The organism is Enterocloster sp., from assembly GCF_057861365.1.
This window is the reverse complement of sequence record NZ_DBMACH010000020.1, coordinates 1-16,226: the sequence shown is the minus strand read 5'-3', so window position 1 is coordinate 16,226 and position 16,226 is coordinate 1. Positions and strand designations below refer to the sequence as shown.

The 16,226-nt window shown below is 48.3% G+C and carries 14 protein-coding genes and 2 pseudogenes; 5 read left to right on the top strand and 11 right to left on the bottom strand.

The annotated features are described in order from the left end of the window. Positions 1 to 95: 95 nt before the first annotated feature. Complete coding sequence (locus tag ACZM6M_RS15725) at positions 96 to 1,121, top strand: uroporphyrinogen decarboxylase family protein (protein WP_337934135.1); 1,026 nt, start codon at positions 96 to 98, stop codon at positions 1,119 to 1,121. 144 nt (positions 1,122 to 1,265) lie between these two features. On the opposite strand, the gene ACZM6M_RS15720 is transcribed toward ACZM6M_RS15725, so the two are convergent. Next, complete coding sequence (locus ACZM6M_RS15720) at positions 1,266 to 2,654, bottom strand: alanine/glycine:cation symporter family protein (RefSeq protein WP_337934136.1); 1,389 nt, start codon at positions 2,652 to 2,654, stop codon at positions 1,266 to 1,268. 192 nt (positions 2,655 to 2,846) lie between these two features. Here ACZM6M_RS15720 and ACZM6M_RS15715 point away from each other — a divergent pair, with 192 nt between their 5' ends. Next, positions 2,847 to 3,023, top strand: coding sequence for a hypothetical protein (locus ACZM6M_RS15715; RefSeq protein WP_167544890.1), 177 nt, complete (start codon positions 2,847 to 2,849; stop codon positions 3,021 to 3,023). Between the two features lie 123 nt (positions 3,024 to 3,146). Beyond that, positions 3,147 to 4,634, top strand: coding sequence for an AAA family ATPase (locus tag ACZM6M_RS15710; RefSeq protein ID WP_489490550.1), 1,488 nt, complete (start codon positions 3,147 to 3,149; stop codon positions 4,632 to 4,634). A gap of 6 nt (positions 4,635 to 4,640) precedes the next feature. Here ACZM6M_RS15710 and ACZM6M_RS15705 read toward each other — a convergent pair whose 3' ends face one another. The 4 genes from ACZM6M_RS15705 to ACZM6M_RS15690 form a co-directional block, all read right to left on the bottom strand. Next, on the bottom strand, positions 4,641 to 5,897 hold the full coding sequence (locus ACZM6M_RS15705; protein ID WP_337433517.1) for a RelA/SpoT domain-containing protein: 1,257 nt from the start codon (positions 5,895 to 5,897) through the stop codon (positions 4,641 to 4,643). 123 nt (positions 5,898 to 6,020) lie between these two features. After that, positions 6,021 to 6,824, bottom strand: a complete 804-nt coding sequence (locus ACZM6M_RS15700) for an ABC transporter permease (protein WP_417045979.1) — start codon at positions 6,822 to 6,824, stop codon at positions 6,021 to 6,023. Further along, positions 6,817 to 7,584 carry an ABC transporter ATP-binding protein gene (locus ACZM6M_RS15695; protein WP_337433515.1) on the bottom strand — a complete coding sequence of 256 codons (768 nt, stop codon included), beginning with the start codon at positions 7,582 to 7,584 and terminating at the stop codon, positions 6,817 to 6,819. Before ACZM6M_RS15695 ends, ACZM6M_RS15700 begins: the two co-directional genes overlap by 8 nt. A 77-nt stretch (positions 7,585 to 7,661) precedes the next feature. Next, entirely contained in the window at positions 7,662 to 9,173 is a 1,512-nt protein-coding gene (locus tag ACZM6M_RS15690; protein ID WP_337433514.1) for a polysaccharide deacetylase, read from the bottom strand. Between the two features lie 182 nt (positions 9,174 to 9,355). Between ACZM6M_RS15690 and ACZM6M_RS15685 the strand changes: the two genes are divergently transcribed. Continuing rightward, positions 9,356 to 9,796: an HIT family protein gene (locus ACZM6M_RS15685; RefSeq protein WP_317439370.1), complete on the top strand. Its 441-nt coding sequence runs from the start codon at positions 9,356 to 9,358 to the stop codon at positions 9,794 to 9,796. 135 nt (positions 9,797 to 9,931) lie between these two features. Further along, complete coding sequence (locus ACZM6M_RS15680; RefSeq protein ID WP_417045978.1) at positions 9,932 to 11,218, top strand: D-alanyl-D-alanine carboxypeptidase family protein; 1,287 nt, start codon at positions 9,932 to 9,934, stop codon at positions 11,216 to 11,218. On the opposite strand, the gene ACZM6M_RS15675 is transcribed toward ACZM6M_RS15680, so the two are convergent. From ACZM6M_RS15675 to ACZM6M_RS15650, 6 genes and pseudogenes are all read right to left on the bottom strand, one after another. After that, positions 11,215 to 12,657 (bottom strand): amidohydrolase, encoded by a 1,443-nt coding sequence (locus ACZM6M_RS15675; RefSeq protein WP_337433513.1) that lies wholly within the window; start codon positions 12,655 to 12,657, stop codon positions 11,215 to 11,217. The genes ACZM6M_RS15680 and ACZM6M_RS15675 overlap by 4 nt on opposite strands. Positions 12,658 to 12,676: 19 nt before the next feature. Next, positions 12,677 to 13,438, bottom strand: coding sequence for an amino acid ABC transporter ATP-binding protein (locus ACZM6M_RS15670; RefSeq protein ID WP_331467962.1), 762 nt, complete (start codon positions 13,436 to 13,438; stop codon positions 12,677 to 12,679). After that, positions 13,428 to 14,093 (bottom strand): amino acid ABC transporter permease, encoded by a 666-nt coding sequence (locus ACZM6M_RS15665; RefSeq protein WP_066549861.1) that lies wholly within the window; start codon positions 14,091 to 14,093, stop codon positions 13,428 to 13,430. Before ACZM6M_RS15665 ends, ACZM6M_RS15670 begins: the two co-directional genes overlap by 11 nt. A 60-nt stretch (positions 14,094 to 14,153) precedes the next feature. After that, positions 14,154 to 15,098: a substrate-binding periplasmic protein gene (locus tag ACZM6M_RS15660; protein WP_489490549.1), complete on the bottom strand. Its 945-nt coding sequence runs from the start codon at positions 15,096 to 15,098 to the stop codon at positions 14,154 to 14,156. 128 nt (positions 15,099 to 15,226) lie between these two features. Then, a pseudogene (locus tag ACZM6M_RS15655) lies at positions 15,227 to 15,808 on the bottom strand (ABC transporter substrate-binding protein); the annotation flags it as partial. Further along, positions 15,780 to 16,226, bottom strand: a pseudogene (locus ACZM6M_RS15650) (recombinase family protein); the annotation flags it as partial. The pseudogenes ACZM6M_RS15650 and ACZM6M_RS15655, both read right to left, overlap by 29 nt.

Here is a 16,226-nt window from a genome sequence, read left to right as displayed (position 1 = left end):
GAAAAATCTGGGAAAACAAAAAATATATGGTAAAAGAGGGATACCTATTTTTCCATAAAATATAAAATTTTTTAATGTTTAAGGAGGGTATTTTTATGAACCGGAAAGAATTAGTATTAAAGACATTTCACAATGAGCCAACCGAAAAGCTGCTTGTAGGTTTTTGGCATCACTTCCTGCAGGATGAGTTAGTAGATGGTCTGCACAATCCTCATTATATGGAAGAGAATCTGGAAGGCGCTAAGAAATTTAAAGAAGCATTTGATCCGGATTTTGTAAAGATTATGACAGACGGATTATTTTTTATGCCGTTTAACTATGAAGACATCCAGTGTGCAGCAGACTTAAGAAACCTTAAGGCAACAGAGGATATGGATCTTTACTTTGAGAGAACCATTCAGTTTGTAAAGGATTTGAGAGCCATTTACGGAAATGATGTGCTGATGTACTACAGTGTATTTTCACCAGTATTCCAGATTAACCACAGAATGGATCAGACTCATCCCGGTAAATTTAACAGCGAGGTTGAGGCGCCGATTGCTGCTCTTTTAAAGGAAGATCCGGAAGCAACGAAGGCTGCAATGGAAATGATTGGCGGATATATCGAGCGTCTGCTTGACGTTGTTGTTGGAGAAGGACTGGCGGACGGAACGTTCTTCAGTGTTTCTACCTTCAACAGAGGGATTGAATATGATATGTACAGAAAGTATGTAACTCCAACAGAGCATCGCATCATTGCAAAGGCAAACTCACTTGCACAGGATAATCTTCTTCATATCTGCGGCTGGAGAGGTATGAGAAATGATCTGTCTATTTTCCTTGATTATGATTTCAGTGTTATTAACTGGGCTGTTTATGCAGAGCACGTTTCTGTTGCAGAGGGCAAAAAGATGTTCCACAACAAATGTGTAATCGGAGGTTTTGGCAATAACAATACAGATTTAATTTGTGTAGGAAATAAGGAAGATATTCAGAACTACGTAGAACAGATCGTTGAAGAGGCAGGAACAACCGGAGTTATTATCGGTGCAGATTGTACGATTCATTTAGACACGCCATATGAGCACTTATACTGGGTATATGAGAAGGCAGCTGAGATTAGCGAGAGACTTCTGAAGTAAATAAGCGGTTTCACAATTAAAAGATTTTTTAAACTAAAAAGAGGATGCGTGGCAGACTGTAACTTGCCAGCATCCTTTTTGGGTATTATGGCTCAATGACAACCATAGACGGGGACACAGATACCGCTCATGCTTCTATGATGTTTATGCGTTCTTTGAAAAATACTCCCGCGTCAGCCGAATTACCGTTCCGGACAGCAGGAAGACAGCAATCAGGTTGGGAATGGACATAAGGCCGTTAAAGGTATCGGCAATGCTCCACAAAAGCCCCAGATCCATAGTAGCTCCGGGAATGGATACCAGAGCGTAGATTACCATAAAGGGCTTTATAAAGGCTGCGGAAAGGAGAAATTCCACACATCTTGCGCCGTAAAGCCCCCAGCCTAAAATGGTGGAGAAGGCAAAGCAGCACATGGCGATCGCGGTAAAAATGGACACCCAGTTTCCGTAGGTAGAGGTAAAGCCCAGGATCGTAAGCTCTGCTCCGGCATCCTGTCCATAGGTTATGGGAATACCGCTGCAGAGAATTACCAGAGCAGTAAGGGTACAGATCACAATGGTATCTGCAAATACCTCAAAAATACCAAACATACCCTGATGGACAGGATTATCTGTATCCGCACAGGCGTGGGCAATAGAGCCTGTACCAAGTCCGGCCTCATTGGAGAAGATGCCTCTGGAAACGCCGCGCTTCATACTGGTAAAGAAGCTTCCTACCACTCCGCCGGTGACAGCAGAAGGAGAGAATGCTCCCTGGATGATTGAGGAAAATACGCCGGGAACATTTTCCAGATGGAAAAATACCACGCCAAAAGACAGAAGAATGTAGAGCAGAGCCATGAAAGGAACCAGCTTTTCCGCTACACTTCCGATGCGCTTGATGCCGCCAAGGAGCACCAGAGCGACAGAGGAAGCCAGAAGGATGCCCATAGCCAGATTAAAGGTACCGACAGCAGAGTCAGGCAGGATGCCGTAGCCTGTGAGGGCAGACCGGACAGCCGTTGTGATGGTGTTGACCTGAGTGGCATTTCCGGTTCCGAATACAGTAAGGATACCGAAAATGGAAAAAAGATAGGCGAGCCACATCCATTTTTTCCCAAGCCCATTTTTGATATAGTACATGGGACCTCCGGCCAGATCGCCGTCCGGATTAGTTTCCCGGAAATGAACCGCCAGAGTAACCTCGGAAAATTTGGTGCACATTCCTAAAAATGCGGAAATCCACATCCAGAATACAGCGCCCGGACCGCCGATGGCAATAGCTCCGGCTACACCGGCGATATTTCCCGTACCCACAGTAGCCGCAAGGGCAGTACAGACTGCCTGGAAGGGGGTAATGGCGCCTTCGGAGGCATCTTTTTTGCTGAACATGCGGCCCAGAGTGGTGCGGATGGCATAGGGAAAGCGGCGGATCTGGATAAAACGGGTGCGAAGGCTTAAGAAAAGTCCTACTCCGATGATGCAGATCATGGCCGGTACTCCCCAGATAAAGCTGTTTACAGCTGTGTTTACGGAAGTAATAAATTCGATCATGATTATCCTTTTTAACCCTTTCTTTTGTACTGCATTTCATTATAATGGTAAAGTTTGCTTTATGTCAAACGATATAGAAGAAAAAGGGATATTTATACAACCTTAATACAGGCATTATGGATACTTATGCCGCTTTTATACAGCACAGGGTATAATAAAATAAAAGAGCAGAAGTAAGGGGATGTGAAGAGGATGAAAGAAATTATTCTGCTGGGTGCTTTGGCTGTACTGTATAAAATAGGCGGCCGTCTGTTTGACAGGCTGGATCATTTCTTCGAAGGACTTATGCCGCCTCGGGAGTCTTCGTATGAGCCTGAGGAAAGAAATCTGGAAGACGGTTGGAAAATAGAAAAAATGAAACATGCATAAAGGATGTATAAAGAAAATCGCTCCGCCGGTTGTTGGCGGAGCGATTTCATGTTACACTAAAAAGGCACGGTTTTGGAAAAGATTCCTGGCCGTAGATCTTTGTACAAAAAGGGGAATTTGATTATGCCAGTGTTTGATTTTAACCATACGCCGGAAACGGAAGATACAAAGGGAGCAGAGTGTACATACAGTATTTTTTATTCGGATGCTCCTCAGGCAGCGCCGGAGCAGCCGATTCTGGTATTAGACACAAAAGGACAGCAGTGGGAGCATCACACCTGCGGTCTCTTTAGCAATCCTGTAAGGGGAACTGCTTTTGAGTTTAAGGATGGAGGCGAAACGGTCAGTGGAAATATTTTAAAAATAGACGCCCGGTTTGTAAGCCTGATCCGGTGGCTGGGGGAAAACCATATCAATGTGCGTCTGTCCGGAGAGAACAGGGAGGAAGGCTATTCCGTTTACCGCATCCGTGAAACAGCCTTTGGGGGAGGAACCAAGCTTTCAGCAGAGGACGGCTTTTTGCAGTTTATGATTGAGCGTCTGTTTGCCAGCAGTGCGCCTTCTGAGACAGAGGAGGAAGAGGAAACTGAAGAAGGAGATGATATGAAGCTTACCAGTCTCCAGAGCATTACGGATTTTATGACCTGTGCAGGAAAGACCCTTCCGGATCACATCCGTCTCTGGGCAAGAAGAAACCTGGCAGTGGCAAAGTCACATGAGGTATCCCCGGAGGAGCGCCGCCATGCTCAGAGAGCGCTGTCTATTATGATGAACGTGCGGTGGAAGCATGATTATTTTGAAGCCATTGATCCGATAGAGGCAAGACGGATTTTAGATGAAGAGCTTTACGGCATGGAGCGGGTAAAGCAGAGGATTATAGAAACCATTATCCAGATCAACCGAACTCACACGCTGCCCGCATACGGCCTTTTGCTGGTGGGGCCTGCGGGTACGGGAAAATCCCAGATCGCTTATGCGGTGGCAAGAATCTTAAAGCTGCCGTGGACAACTCTGGATATGAGCTCCATCAATGACCCGGAGCAGCTGACAGGAAGCTCCAGAGTCTATGCCAACGCAAAGCCGGGAATTATCATGGAGGCATTTTCCATGGCAGGAGAGTCCAATCTTGTATTTATCATCAATGAACTGGACAAAGCGGCTTCCGGAAAAGGAAATGGAAATCCGGCAGATGTGCTTTTAACCCTGCTTGACAATCTGGGCTTTACGGATAACTACATGGAATGTATGGTGCCTACCTCAGGCGTATATCCCATTGCCACAGCTAACAATAAGGAGCAGATCAGCGCACCATTAATGTCCCGTTTTGCGGTGATCGATATTCCGGACTATACATTGGAAGAAAAAAAGATCATTTTCTCAAAATTTGCTCTGCCAAAGATCCTGCGCCGCATGAGCCTGCGCAAAGAGGAGTGTATCCTGACCGAAGAGGCTCTTGATACCGTAGTGGAGCTTTATTCAGATACGAGCGGAATCCGTGATCTGGAGCAGGCTGCGGAGCATATCGCTGCCAATGCCCTGTATCAGATCGAGGTGGATCATCTTGAAAAGGTGGTATTTGACGGAAAAATGATCCGGGAGCTTTTGGGATAATAACCTTTAGTCTGCCTCGTCCTTTTCCGGCTCAAGGAGTTTTAAAAGAGTTTCATTCAGAGCCCGGGCCTGTTCGGCCAGCTCCCGTATGCAGGAGATTTCCGGAACCTCAATATCATGGATCAGGGTATTGCGCATTTTTCTAAGAAATGCAATCTGATTCAGGCTGTCTTTGTCAAAAAGCCCGGTCCGTTTCAGGGCGTTGATATTAAAGACGCTTAAGGAACGGGAGCTGCGCTTGGTGGTGCGGTTTAAAAGCGCTTCCAGGGGAACCCATTGACTGAAAAAGGCGCTGATGGCTTTCAGACGTTCCTCATCCTCTTTAGAGCCGGCTGCCTTTAAGGACTGGTAGGCCAGATACCGCTTTTCATTTCCGCTGATGATCTGGTCAATAATCTGCTGGGAAATGTTCCGTTTGTCCTTTTCAAATTTAACTGCCTTTAAAATAGGGCCCATGTACTTTACGTCCAGCAGCTTCAGGCTGGACAAAAGCCGGAAGAGCAGCTCAATATTTCCCATCCGCAGTTCGATATCCTCCGGGCGGAAATTGCTGCTGAGGTAATTGTAAAGATAGGAAGCCAGCTCGTACTGGTTGTTAAAAACAGCATTTTTGCTGCGGATCCGTTCATTTCCTGCAGCCTGCAGGCGCTCCAGGGCGATTTCTCCTGCAAGGACAAGACCGTTTAACTCGTCTAGGATGGCAAGCTCTTCTTTGGAAAGCGTACCCTGAAGGGGTTTGTAGATTAAGTCATGTTCTACCTCAGACCAGGCGTGCATCAGGACGGACGCTACCTGAATTTCGATTCTGGCCCGGCAGTAGCGTTTTTCTGAGGGTTGTACCAATTCTTCTCTCAGATAGACACGGTAGTGGTTGGCCCAGTAGCCGGAAAAACGCTTATGATAAGTAGGAGGCTTTGACTGCTCCGGGAACTGCTTGCTTTCCAGAATGTGGAACTGATCCCGGATCAGCTGGTCTGCCTGAAGGCGGTCTCCGGGGAAATAGAGGGAAACCCGGACACCGCAGAGATCGGCGATGTCCTCATAGATTTCCTTTATATTCCGGTAAGGAACCGGGCGCTTGGCATTGCGGCGGAGAACCTTGCTTTTTAAGCGTCCCGGATTTTTGGCCCGGTAGGTAACCATGGCCCGGATACCGGAGGAGCGCAGCACAGCCTCCAGCTGACCGGCTGCAAGACGGCCTACAGATTCATAGTAGTTAAATTTCTTTTTGTAGTTGTCAATAAACTGGTTGATCAGGTCCATTGATTTCTCCTTTTTGCGGGCTTTATCGGCGGAAATGCTCTGCTTTAATCAGATGGTTTCATCATATCATAGGAGAAATGGGAGTGCAAGCAGACCGGTTTTTGAGTTTTTGCATTTTGCATTTTATCGTGTCAGCTTCTTTTCCACACAGGCAATGGCCTGATATAAAAGCCAGGACAGCAGGCACAGAATCATGATGGAGGTCATAAGCACCGTCATGGTAAAGGTCTGGGCGGAGTAGGTGATCAGATATCCCAGTCCTGCCCGTGCGGAGAGAAATTCACCAATGATGACGCCGACCAGGCACAGGCCGATATTGACCTTCATGTTATTGATCACCATGGGGAGGGAGCCTGGCAGAAGAACCTTAAGGAGTACGTCTGTTCTGGTTCCTCCAAGGGAACGGATCAGGCGTATTTTGTCTTCATCGGTCTGACAGAAACCATTGTACAGAGTAAGGATCGAGCCAAAGAGAGCCACGGAAACGGCCGCTGTGACAATGGTGGTGGTATTATTTCCCAGCCATACGATTAAAAGCGGAGCCAAAGCGGATTTGGGCAGACTGTTTAAAAGAACTAAGAATGGCTCTAAAACGCTGGCAGCAGAGGGACTGGCCCAGAGAAGAAGGGCACAGACCAGACCGGCTGCGGTACAGACAGCAAAGCTTATAAGCGTCTCCATGAGGGTAACGCCTGTGTGGAGAAAGATGGTTCTGTCGGCAGTCATAGAAATCAGGCATTTGAGGATCAGGCTTGGACTGCTGAAAATAAACCGGTCGATGAGACCTAAACTGGCTGAGAGCTCCCATAAAGACAGAATCAGGATCAAAAGAAGGATGCGCCAGATACGGATCATACTCCGGCGGCGCAGCTGGTCGGCCAGGTATTCCTGCTGGGCTAACGAGGGGGAGAGTAAGGGATTATTCATCTGTTTTTAGCTCCTTCCATACAGCGTTGAAATATCCGGAAAATTCAGGACAGTTACGTCTTTTTAAAGGTGTTGCACAGTCAGCCGGGAAATGGATGGGAAGGATTTTTTTGATCCGTCCGGGCCGGGGTGTGAGTATGATGATCCGGTCTGCGATGCTGATGGCTTCTGAAAGATCGTGGGTCACAAGAACGGCTGTTTTTTTAGTGCTCCGTAAGATAGAACTGATATCGTCACATACAGAAAGCCGTGTCTGGTAATCCAGAGCAGAAAATGGCTCATCTAAAAGAAGAAGATCCGGTTCCAGCGCCAGAGTACGGATCAGAGCGGCCCGCTGGCGCATTCCTCCGGAAAGCTCAGAGGGCCGGGCGTGTTCAAAGCCTTCAAGGCCGTAGGCTGAGAGCATTTCCTTTAAGCGGGCAGTTGTCTTTGGGGTAAGGCGGTTCTGGATTTCCAGTCCCAGAGATACATTGGATAAAATATCCCTCCACGGAAAAAGATGATCCTTTTGGAGCATATAGCCGGTATCAGACGGCGATTGGCGCAGCGGATGGCCGTCTAAGAGGATCTGCCCCGTATCAGGTTTGGACAAACCGCAGAGAAGAGAAAGAAGGGTGGATTTTCCGCAGCCGGACGGGCCGACCACGGCTGCAAATTCACCGGGAGACAGGGAAAATGATATATCAGAAAGAGCCAGCGTTTCTCCTTCCAGCGTATGGTAGGAAAAGCTGACTCCGTTTACATCCAGTTTGGGTGTCATTTTGTAAAATCTCCTTTCACCTAAGTACGTCTTTGATGTAGTATACGCGAAAGGAGACAGGATGGTTCAGATCTGGTTTACTGGGAAGCAGCGCTTTCGGATGGAACTGTTTCCGGTGCTGCCGGGGCAGAGGCATCTGCGGCCGCTTCATTCTGTGTATAGCTCCAAGTCACGGGAGTGGGCCGTGAGGCATCAAAGATCTGAGAAGCGTCAAAGAGATCGGACAGCCGTTTTTTGGATGGATCCGTCTGGATCATATCCTCGTAAAGACGGTAGCCGTCCAGATTCCGTCTGGCCATCCGCAGATGGTCGCTTCCCTTTTGGATCCAGGCGGGCTTGCTTGCGTCCACATTGCAGAAATACCGGAAGCCCTTGGAATGGAGATATTTAAAACGGTAATTATCCTCTGTATAGGGCCGCCAGTCTGCCACATCATTGCCGTTGGGATAGATGTAGATATCGGTTGGCCCGATAAGAGATTCTACCTCTGCTTCCCACTTGTCCGTATCTGTATAGAAGCGCTCGTCGCTGATCTTGAAGGTTTCTCCGGGTACGGAGGAAACGCCCATCCACAGATGGCCCCAGCTGTGGCTTGCAAGCTCCCAGCCATTGTCTTTTAAACACTGGGCTACCTTTGCAGCCTGCTCTCTATCCTGTTCATAGTTCGGACTGTCACTGTAGGAAGCAGCAGTGCGGTAGCCTAAAATTCCTTCATAGCCCGTAAAGGCGATGATCGCTCTGGCACCTTTATAGGAAAAATCGGGGTGTTCTTCGATGAAATCTTCTAAAATCGGGATTAGGTCATAAGGGCCGGTGGAAATGGAGCCGTCTTCCATGACCATTTCAGCAGTGGGTTTTCCGTCCTCTCCGATGACGATCCGGCGTGCAAAGCCGTCCTTTTCCATATAAGGATAATAGCATACGTCATCCTGGGACATGACCAGAGGTTTTTTGCCCTCAGGAAGCAGGATTTCTCCCCAGGAGAAAACGGTATTTCCATTTTCATCTGTAGTCTCAGAGGCAATATCCCGGATGCGTACCAGAACATAACCGTCCTCATAGAAAGCATCCAGCATCTTTAAAAATTCATCCTTTGTAGTCATGACGGAATTGTAGCCGGGAGTCCGGCTGTCGCCGTCAAAGGCTTTGGCAGTGTCCATGATAAGAGAATGGAAAAATACATGGGGAACGTTCTGCACATCAGCTGGTAAGAGAGAAGCCTTTGCTTCCTCATAAGATGTGATCGCTTCCAGGGCAGCGGGGTCTTCTGCCAGAGAGGAGTCTTCTTTAATGAGAGCAATGGCACGGTCGTAGTCATAGCCCGCAGCGATATATGCGGCCTGAGCAAGTGTGCCAGAGGCCGGGGAAGAGATAGGCTGTGCCGGATCTTCGGAGGTTGTTTTGGCTGTACTGGAGGAGGCGGAAGCAGATGATATGGGCTGTCTGTTTAAGACAAAGCGGGTCAGTGCAAAAACGCCTGCTGCCAGGGCTGAAAACGCCAGAAACAGTGCAAGTATAATAGGAAGATGCCGGACAAGCTTTCTTCGCTGTCTTTGGGCCTGCCGGCGTCTGAAATCATTTCGGCTCATAAGTTGTAAATCTCCTGTTTGAATGAAAGTAAAATTGTATCAATTTAATTATAACATAAAATTCAGGAAATGAAAGTGATTGAAATTTGATGGAAGCCGTGGTATGTTTAAAATAGAAATTACCCAAAAGCGGCGGTTGCTTTTTGACACAGCAGAGCCGGCTATGAAAAGGAGATAAAATTATGGCAGAAATGGTAAAAGATCCAAATTGCGCATACTGTATGCAGGGAGAGCTGGCAGCAAAATTTGCCTATCCGGTCTGCGAGATGAAGACAGGCTTTCTTTATGTATTTAAGGAGCAGAGTAAAAAGGGAAGAGTGATCCTGGCTCACAAAAAGCATGTCAGCGAGCTGATCGACTTAACAGATGAAGAGAGAAATGATTTCTTTGCAGAGGTGGCTCAGGTGGCAAGAGCCGTACACAAGGTATTTCATCCCGATAAGGTAAACTACGGCGCATACGGCGACACAGGCTGCCACCTTCATTTCCATATCGTTCCCAAATATAAGGGCGGAGAAGAGTGGGGCGGTACCTTTGAGATGAACAGCGGAAGAACCATTCTCACAGACGCTGAGTATGAGGAGATGGCAGAGGCCTTAAGACAGGCTTTAAAGGAAGTATAGGAACACATAGTATAAAATAACCTCTGGCAGCGGCAGAAGCTGCAGCCGGGGGTTTTGTCTTTTTTGATGCGACATAAAGCGTTTGTCCGGTTTCATATATTAGGCAGAGAGCAGCAATGTTTGGAGGAATCGTGTATGAAACGGACAAAAGCAGCAGGCTTTTTGCTTGCGCTTCTTATGACGGCAGGGCAGGTGACGGCAGCATTGGCTTCTGAACCGGAGCTTGCGCTTCCGGCCGGGGTGCCGGCCAGAGCGGTAAGCAGAGAAACTGCGCAGATACAGGCAGAAGCGGGAGATGCGGCAGCTTCTCAGACGGCAATCCAGATATCAGCGCCTTCAGCCGTTCTCATGGAGGCATCTACGGGGCAGATTATATATGAAAAAGGGGCGGATGATAAAAGAAATCCTGCCAGCGTTACAAAGGTCATGACGCTGATCTTGATTTTTGATGCCCTGGCAGAAGGGAAGATCCACCTTTCCGATGAGGTCGTTACCAGCGCTCATGCAAAGTCCATGGGCGGTTCCCAGGTATTTTTGGAGGAAGGGGAAACGCAGACGGTGGAAACACTGATTAAATGCATCGTGATCGCATCAGGAAATGATGCTTCTGTAGCCATGGCGGAGTATATTTCCGGTACAGAGGAGGCCTTTGTACAGCAGATGAATGAACGTGCCGAAGGTCTGGGGATGACGAAAACCCATTTTGTGGACTGCTGCGGTCTTACAGAGGATCCCTCCCATGTGACAACTGCCAGAGATATTGCTCTTATGAGCCGGGAGCTGATCGATCAGTATCCTCAGATCCACAATTATTCAACAATCTGGATGGAAAATATTACTCATGTGACAAAACAGGGGACAAAGGAATTTGGTCTTTCCAACACAAATAAACTTTTGCGGATGGCAACGAATTTTAAGGTTACCGGCTTAAAGACAGGCTCCACCTCTCTGGCAAAATACTGTCTGTCAGCTACGGCAGAGAAGGATGGGGTGCGCCTGATCGCTTCGATCATGGCTGCTCCTGATTTCAAGGCACGTTTTGCAGACGCACAGACGCTGTTAAACTATGGCTATGCAAACTGTAAGCTTTATGAGGATAAAGAGGGGATCACACTTCCGGAAATTTCGGTAGAAGGAGGAATTAAAAGCGGGGCAGAGTTGGTTTTGAACGGTACATTCAGATATCTCAGCCTTAAGGGAGAAGATCTTTCATCTGTGGAAAAGAAGCTTGTTCTCTCCGAGTCCCTTCCGGCTCCGGTGGAGCCGGGCCAGAAGGCTGGGGTGCTGGAATATCTGTTAAACGGAGAGAAGATCGGAGAGATGGATGTAGTGACCGCAGAGGCGGTGCGGGAGGCGCAGTATGGAGATTATCTGAAATGGATGATAAAAATATGGAGGCTTGAGAAAGCTTTTGACTTTTAATATGTCTCTAATGGAGGAAGCACGTGATCGGGAAGGGGACAGGTATAATGACCGCCGTTTCTTTTAAGAGTCTCTGTCTTGGCGGCGTCAATGATGTCAGGGCGCTCCATGGTGCGGATCGCAGACAGGGCAATCATCTTTCCGGCCGTCAGGAGCCCTTTATGGGCAATGGGGCTGCAGGTTTGGGCCGTCATCTGCCAGGTGTGCCCCACATTGCCCACACAGCAGGCGGCAACCCGCAGATTTAGAGTAGGAACTGCATAGCCCACATCGCCTACGTCGGTAGAGCCTGCAGTCTGGATGATATGGTTGGGATCGAAAGGATGGATCTCACTGTCTAAAGGTTTGGACAGAATTTCCTCAAGCCGGTCTTCTCCATAGATCTGAATGATTTCGTCACGGATCATTTTCCGGGCAGTATCATCATAAGAATCCAAAAACTGTCTGGCCAGCCGGTAGTCCTCCTCGGTCCATTTTGGTGCGCCTATCTCCTGCATACAGGCGTCTGCGATCTGGGCAAGGGCTTTGTTGGGGAGGTATTCCGTAAAGGCCATAGACAGATCATAATTCATGGAAGTGCCGGTCATAAGGGCGGCACCCTTTGCCACATCCACGACACGGTTGAACAGCTCTGTCAGCTGGCGGACATAAGGGGAACGCACTTCATACCGGACGGTGGAGCGGTCCTGTACCACATTGGGGGCAGTGCCGCCGGCGTCAATGTAGGCATAATGGATCCGGGCTTCCGGAATCATGTGTTCCCGCAGATAATTGCAGCCTACGCTCATCAGCTCTGCGGCGTCCAGGGCGCTTCGGCCCAGATAGGGGGCAGAGCCGGCGTGGGAAGTAAGTCCTTTAAAGTGGAAATTGGCTCCCATAATCGCGTTATTGTGGGAGTTGTCCACCTGATTGATGGAGTCCGGGTGCCAGGTATAAACAAAATCCACCTGATCGAACAGCCCGGCTCTGGCCATGAACTGTTTGGAACCGGCCCCCTCCTCTGCCGGACAGCCAAAATAGATGACTGTGCCGCTTTTTTTGAAGGTTTTCAGATATTCCTTGACGGCAATGGCGGCTGCCAGAGCTCCGGCACCCAGGGCACTGTGTCCACATCCGTGGCCAGGTGCTCCCTGGATGATAGGTTGTCTGGACGGGCAGGCAGCCGCCTGGTTTAAACCGGAAAGGGCGTCATATTCTCCCAGAATACCAACGACCGGTTTTCCGCATCCATAGGAATAAGTTCCCTGAAAACAGGTGGGGATACCGGCCAGACCGGTTTCTACCGTAAAACCTTCATCCTTCAGAAATTGGCAGAGCAGCCCGGCAGACTGATATTCATGATATGCCAGTTCGGCAAATTCCCAGATTTGATCGTTGGCCTCGATGATACGGGTTGATTTTTCTTCGATAATCTTTTCGATAAACTCCAAGGTTTTCATAGGTACTCCTTCCATATACTTATAATATTTTTCCCAGAAATTCTCTGGTTCTGGGGTTTTGCGGATTCAGGAACAGTTCCTCCGGACTTCCCTTTTCCTGAACAATGCCGTCTGCAATGAAGAAGATGCGGTCGCTGACCTCCCGTGCAAAGCCCATTTCATGAGTGACGATGAGGATGGTCATGCCGGAGCTGGCAAGATCCCGGATTACGTTCAGCACCTCTTTTACCATTTCCGGATCCAGGGCGGAGGTGGGTTCGTCAAAGAGCATGATCTCCGGCTCCATCGCCAGAGCACGGACGATGGCCAGCCGCTGTTTCTGGCCCCCGGAGAGCCGGTTGGGATATTCGTCTTTTTTGTCCGAGAGACCTACCCGTTCCAGCAGACGGAGAGCGGCGGCTTTTGCCTGCGCTTTTGGAATCTTTTTTTCCAGCACCGGGGCGAGGGTGACATTGTCTATTACCTTCAGATGGGGGAAAATGTTAAAATGCTGGAAGACCATGCCCAGATGCTGACGATATTGGTCTACGTTGACAGAACGATCCGTGATATTGGAGTTTCGGAACAGGATGGTGCCGGAGTCCGGGGTTTCCAGCAGATTCAGGCAGCGGAGAAAGGTGCTTTTTCCGCCGCCGCTGGGACCAATGATAGAGACTACTTCGCCTTCGTAAATAGTTTCAGAAATCCCTTTCAGGACTTCCAGCTTTCCAAAGGATTTTGTCAGATTGTTTACCTGGATGATGGGCCGGGCTTCGGCACAGATTTTGTTTTCAGCGTTCATTTTGTTTCATCCTCCATTCAGCATAAGCCATAATCCGGCCGAGTATTGTGGTCACCAGCAGATAGATGATGCCGGCAATGATAATGGATTCCACCTGCCGGAAGGTAGCGGAGGCTACGGTTTTGTATGAGGTGGTCAGTTCATTGATAAAGAAGACAGACGCCAGGGAAGCCTGTTTAATCATGGTGATAAATTCATTTCCAAGGGCAGGAAGGATATTTTTAACTGCCTGAGGAAGGATAATTTTAGTCATGGTATTCCGGGCGGTCATCCCCAGGCTGCGGGCTGCCTCCGTCTGTCCGATATCTACGGCCTGGATGCCGGCCCGGATGATTTCCGATACGTAAGAGCTGGCATTGACGATCAGGGCGATGATGATGCAGGTGGAGTCAGGAATTTTAATCCCGGTGGCTCTGGGAAGGAAGATCCAGAAAAAATAGAGCTGCAGAAGGATTGGTGTTCCCCTGAGAACCCAGACATAAAACTGTACGAACCACTGGAAGGGTTTGATGCGGGAACGCCGCATGATGGCCAGGAGAGTGCCCAGTACGGTGCCGCACAGTACGGTGATGGCGGCCAGACACAAGGTTCCCGTCAGTCCCTGTATGTATACATAGCTGTATCGATTCCACATTTTGATGATCGTTGCCCACATATCGGAAGTCACCTTTCTTTCATTTTCTTTATTATGTGTATCCCTGCAGGGAGCAGGATGTCATAATCCCAGAGTTTTTGCATATGCTGTGTATTTCTCATACCATTCGTCATATATGCCTGAGGCTGTGACCTCATCAATGATCTCATTGATCCTGTTTAAAAGAGCTGTTTCGCCTTTGGGGATTCCGATCCGCGTTCCGGAAGTGCTCTCGTCAACGACGAAGGAAAAATCGGGAACAATGACCATACTGCTTTCCGCGTTGGCTGCGATAAAAAGCTCTGCTGTCTTTTTTTCAGTCACAACCGCATCTGCTTTTCCTTCCTGAACCATTAAAAAACCGTCGGTGGTAGCAGATACCCGTTTCAGCTCCCTGCAGGCCGGAATCTGCTCTGTAGCAAAGAGCTCCTGCAGGGAGCCGCTCTGGCAGACTACGATTTTATCGGTCAGGTCATCAGCGCTTTTGATCGTGTCCAGATCTCCGCTGCGAATCATCAGACCATAATTGTTGGCGTTATCCTCATCAAAACGGTAGCCTTTTGACATTTCCATAGCCTCTGCGCGGGCCGGGGTATAGGCAAGAGCCGAAATCGCCAGATCGTATTTGCCTTCGGTAACGCCGGTTAAGACTGCGGAGAATTCCAGAGGAACGATCCGGCACTCTACCCCCAGCTTGTCGGCAATATAACGGGCTAGCTCAACGTCGGCTCCAACGTACTGTTCCTCTCCTTGTCTGGAAGGATCGATAAATTCATTGGGAGCAAAATAAGGCTCCATGGCTATCTCAATATATCTGCGGGCCAGGATATCGTTTAGGCGGCTTCCTCCATTGCTGCCGGTGGTTTCTTCAGAGGCGGCTTTGGCAGCTTCAGAGGAAGCGGATATGGTATCAGGGATTGTTTCTGATGGCAGAGTGGGGGCAGAACCTATGGCAGAGCAGCCGCTTATGGCGGTCAGAGCGGCTGCAGAGGCCAGAACGATTAACATCTGAACTGTTTTTTTCATAATAATCCTCCCTTTTAGCGGTTTTGTAAGGCTTTAGCATAAGGATGATGCTAAAACTTTAGCATGGTAATGTGATACAGTGATAATTAGGGGAATTATATATGAATAGAGAGTATTTGTCAAGGGTGTTATTGAGAATTTTTTGCTGCTTTTTTGGAGAAATCCATTGTCACAAGTTCGTTATAGGGGACTTCTGCCTTTAATTCCCCTGCTTCCTCCAAAATACGTTTTAACAGCGTAAAGCTGTTTTCTTCAAAGACCGTATCCTCCTTCCAGGTATCCTGGGATTTGTAGCGCTCTACAATCAGGGCCAGCTTATCCACCGGCGTTTCCTTAAAATGCGGGGAAATGACCTTGGCAATTTCTTCAGAGGAATGGCTGTTTACATAGTCCAGACCTTTCTGGATGGCATTGGTAAAGCTTTGGATTACCTCCGGGTGCTGCTTCAGATAGCTTTTTCTGGCGCTGTAGGCCGTATAGGGTACATAGCCGGATTCTGTTCCGAGAGACGCCACCACCGCACCGCTTCCCTCCATTTCAAGGGTTGTGGCGAAAGGTTCGAATTCGATGGTATAATCCGCAGCACTGCTGGTAAATGCCGCCGCGGTGAGGCCAAAGCTGATGCTCTGGTCGATGGTGAGGTCATTAACAGGATCAAGACCGTTCTTTTTTAAGATATATTCAAATACCATCTGGGGCATACCGCCTGCCATCACTGCTACCATGTAAATAATCATCTGATATCTGTTTTGCGGTAGTTTCTGCTGATAGATCCGGCAGATATTCTTTGGTAAGCTGCAAGATTTTTTCTTTTGACTTTACAATATGGTATGGCTTCAATGGATTATCTGTGGATTCAAGAATCCCAAGTTTCTTCATTAGCTCAATATATGGAAGAATACTCTGCTTTGTTTTCTTGAATCCAAGGTCAGTAATATGCTCTGACAGATATTTTGCAGAAGTAAACCCACGTTCATCCTCAGCAATCAGTTTCATCACAATCGCAATCATGGTATTTTCTCTTCGATTCATTTCATCAGCAGGACTGTAACTAATCAGATTAGACAAGCCGTATTTCAGTGTAATTTCCGGCATCCCGTCTTCGTCCACTACGATTTTTTCAATCAG

Coding starts and splice junctions, on each gene's coding strand:
- ACZM6M_RS15680 (WP_417045978.1), top strand. CDS start 9,932: ATGAAACGGACAAAAGCAGCAGGCTTTTTGCTTGCGCTTCTTATGACG.
- ACZM6M_RS15690 (WP_337433514.1), bottom strand. CDS start 9,173: ATGAGCCGAAATGATTTCAGACGCCGGCAGGCCCAAAGACAGCGAAGA.
- ACZM6M_RS15695 (WP_337433515.1), bottom strand. CDS start 7,584: ATGACACCCAAACTGGATGTAAACGGAGTCAGCTTTTCCTACCATACG.
- ACZM6M_RS15670 (WP_331467962.1), bottom strand. CDS start 13,438: ATGAACGCTGAAAACAAAATCTGTGCCGAAGCCCGGCCCATCATCCAG.
- ACZM6M_RS15710 (WP_489490550.1), top strand. CDS start 3,147: ATGCCAGTGTTTGATTTTAACCATACGCCGGAAACGGAAGATACAAAG.
- ACZM6M_RS15675 (WP_337433513.1), bottom strand. CDS start 12,657: ATGAAAACCTTGGAGTTTATCGAAAAGATTATCGAAGAAAAATCAACC.
- ACZM6M_RS15660 (WP_489490549.1), bottom strand. CDS start 15,098: ATGAAAAAAACAGTTCAGATGTTAATCGTTCTGGCCTCTGCAGCCGCT.
- ACZM6M_RS15700 (WP_417045979.1), bottom strand. CDS start 6,824: ATGAATAATCCCTTACTCTCCCCCTCGTTAGCCCAGCAGGAATACCTG.
- ACZM6M_RS15720 (WP_337934136.1), bottom strand. CDS start 2,654: ATGATCGAATTTATTACTTCCGTAAACACAGCTGTAAACAGCTTTATC.
- ACZM6M_RS15685 (WP_317439370.1), top strand. CDS start 9,356: ATGGCAGAAATGGTAAAAGATCCAAATTGCGCATACTGTATGCAGGGA.
- ACZM6M_RS15715 (WP_167544890.1), top strand. CDS start 2,847: ATGAAAGAAATTATTCTGCTGGGTGCTTTGGCTGTACTGTATAAAATA.
- ACZM6M_RS15705 (WP_337433517.1), bottom strand. CDS start 5,897: ATGGACCTGATCAACCAGTTTATTGACAACTACAAAAAGAAATTTAAC.
- ACZM6M_RS15665 (WP_066549861.1), bottom strand. CDS start 14,093: ATGTGGGCAACGATCATCAAAATGTGGAATCGATACAGCTATGTATAC.
- ACZM6M_RS15725 (WP_337934135.1), top strand. CDS start 96: ATGAACCGGAAAGAATTAGTATTAAAGACATTTCACAATGAGCCAACC.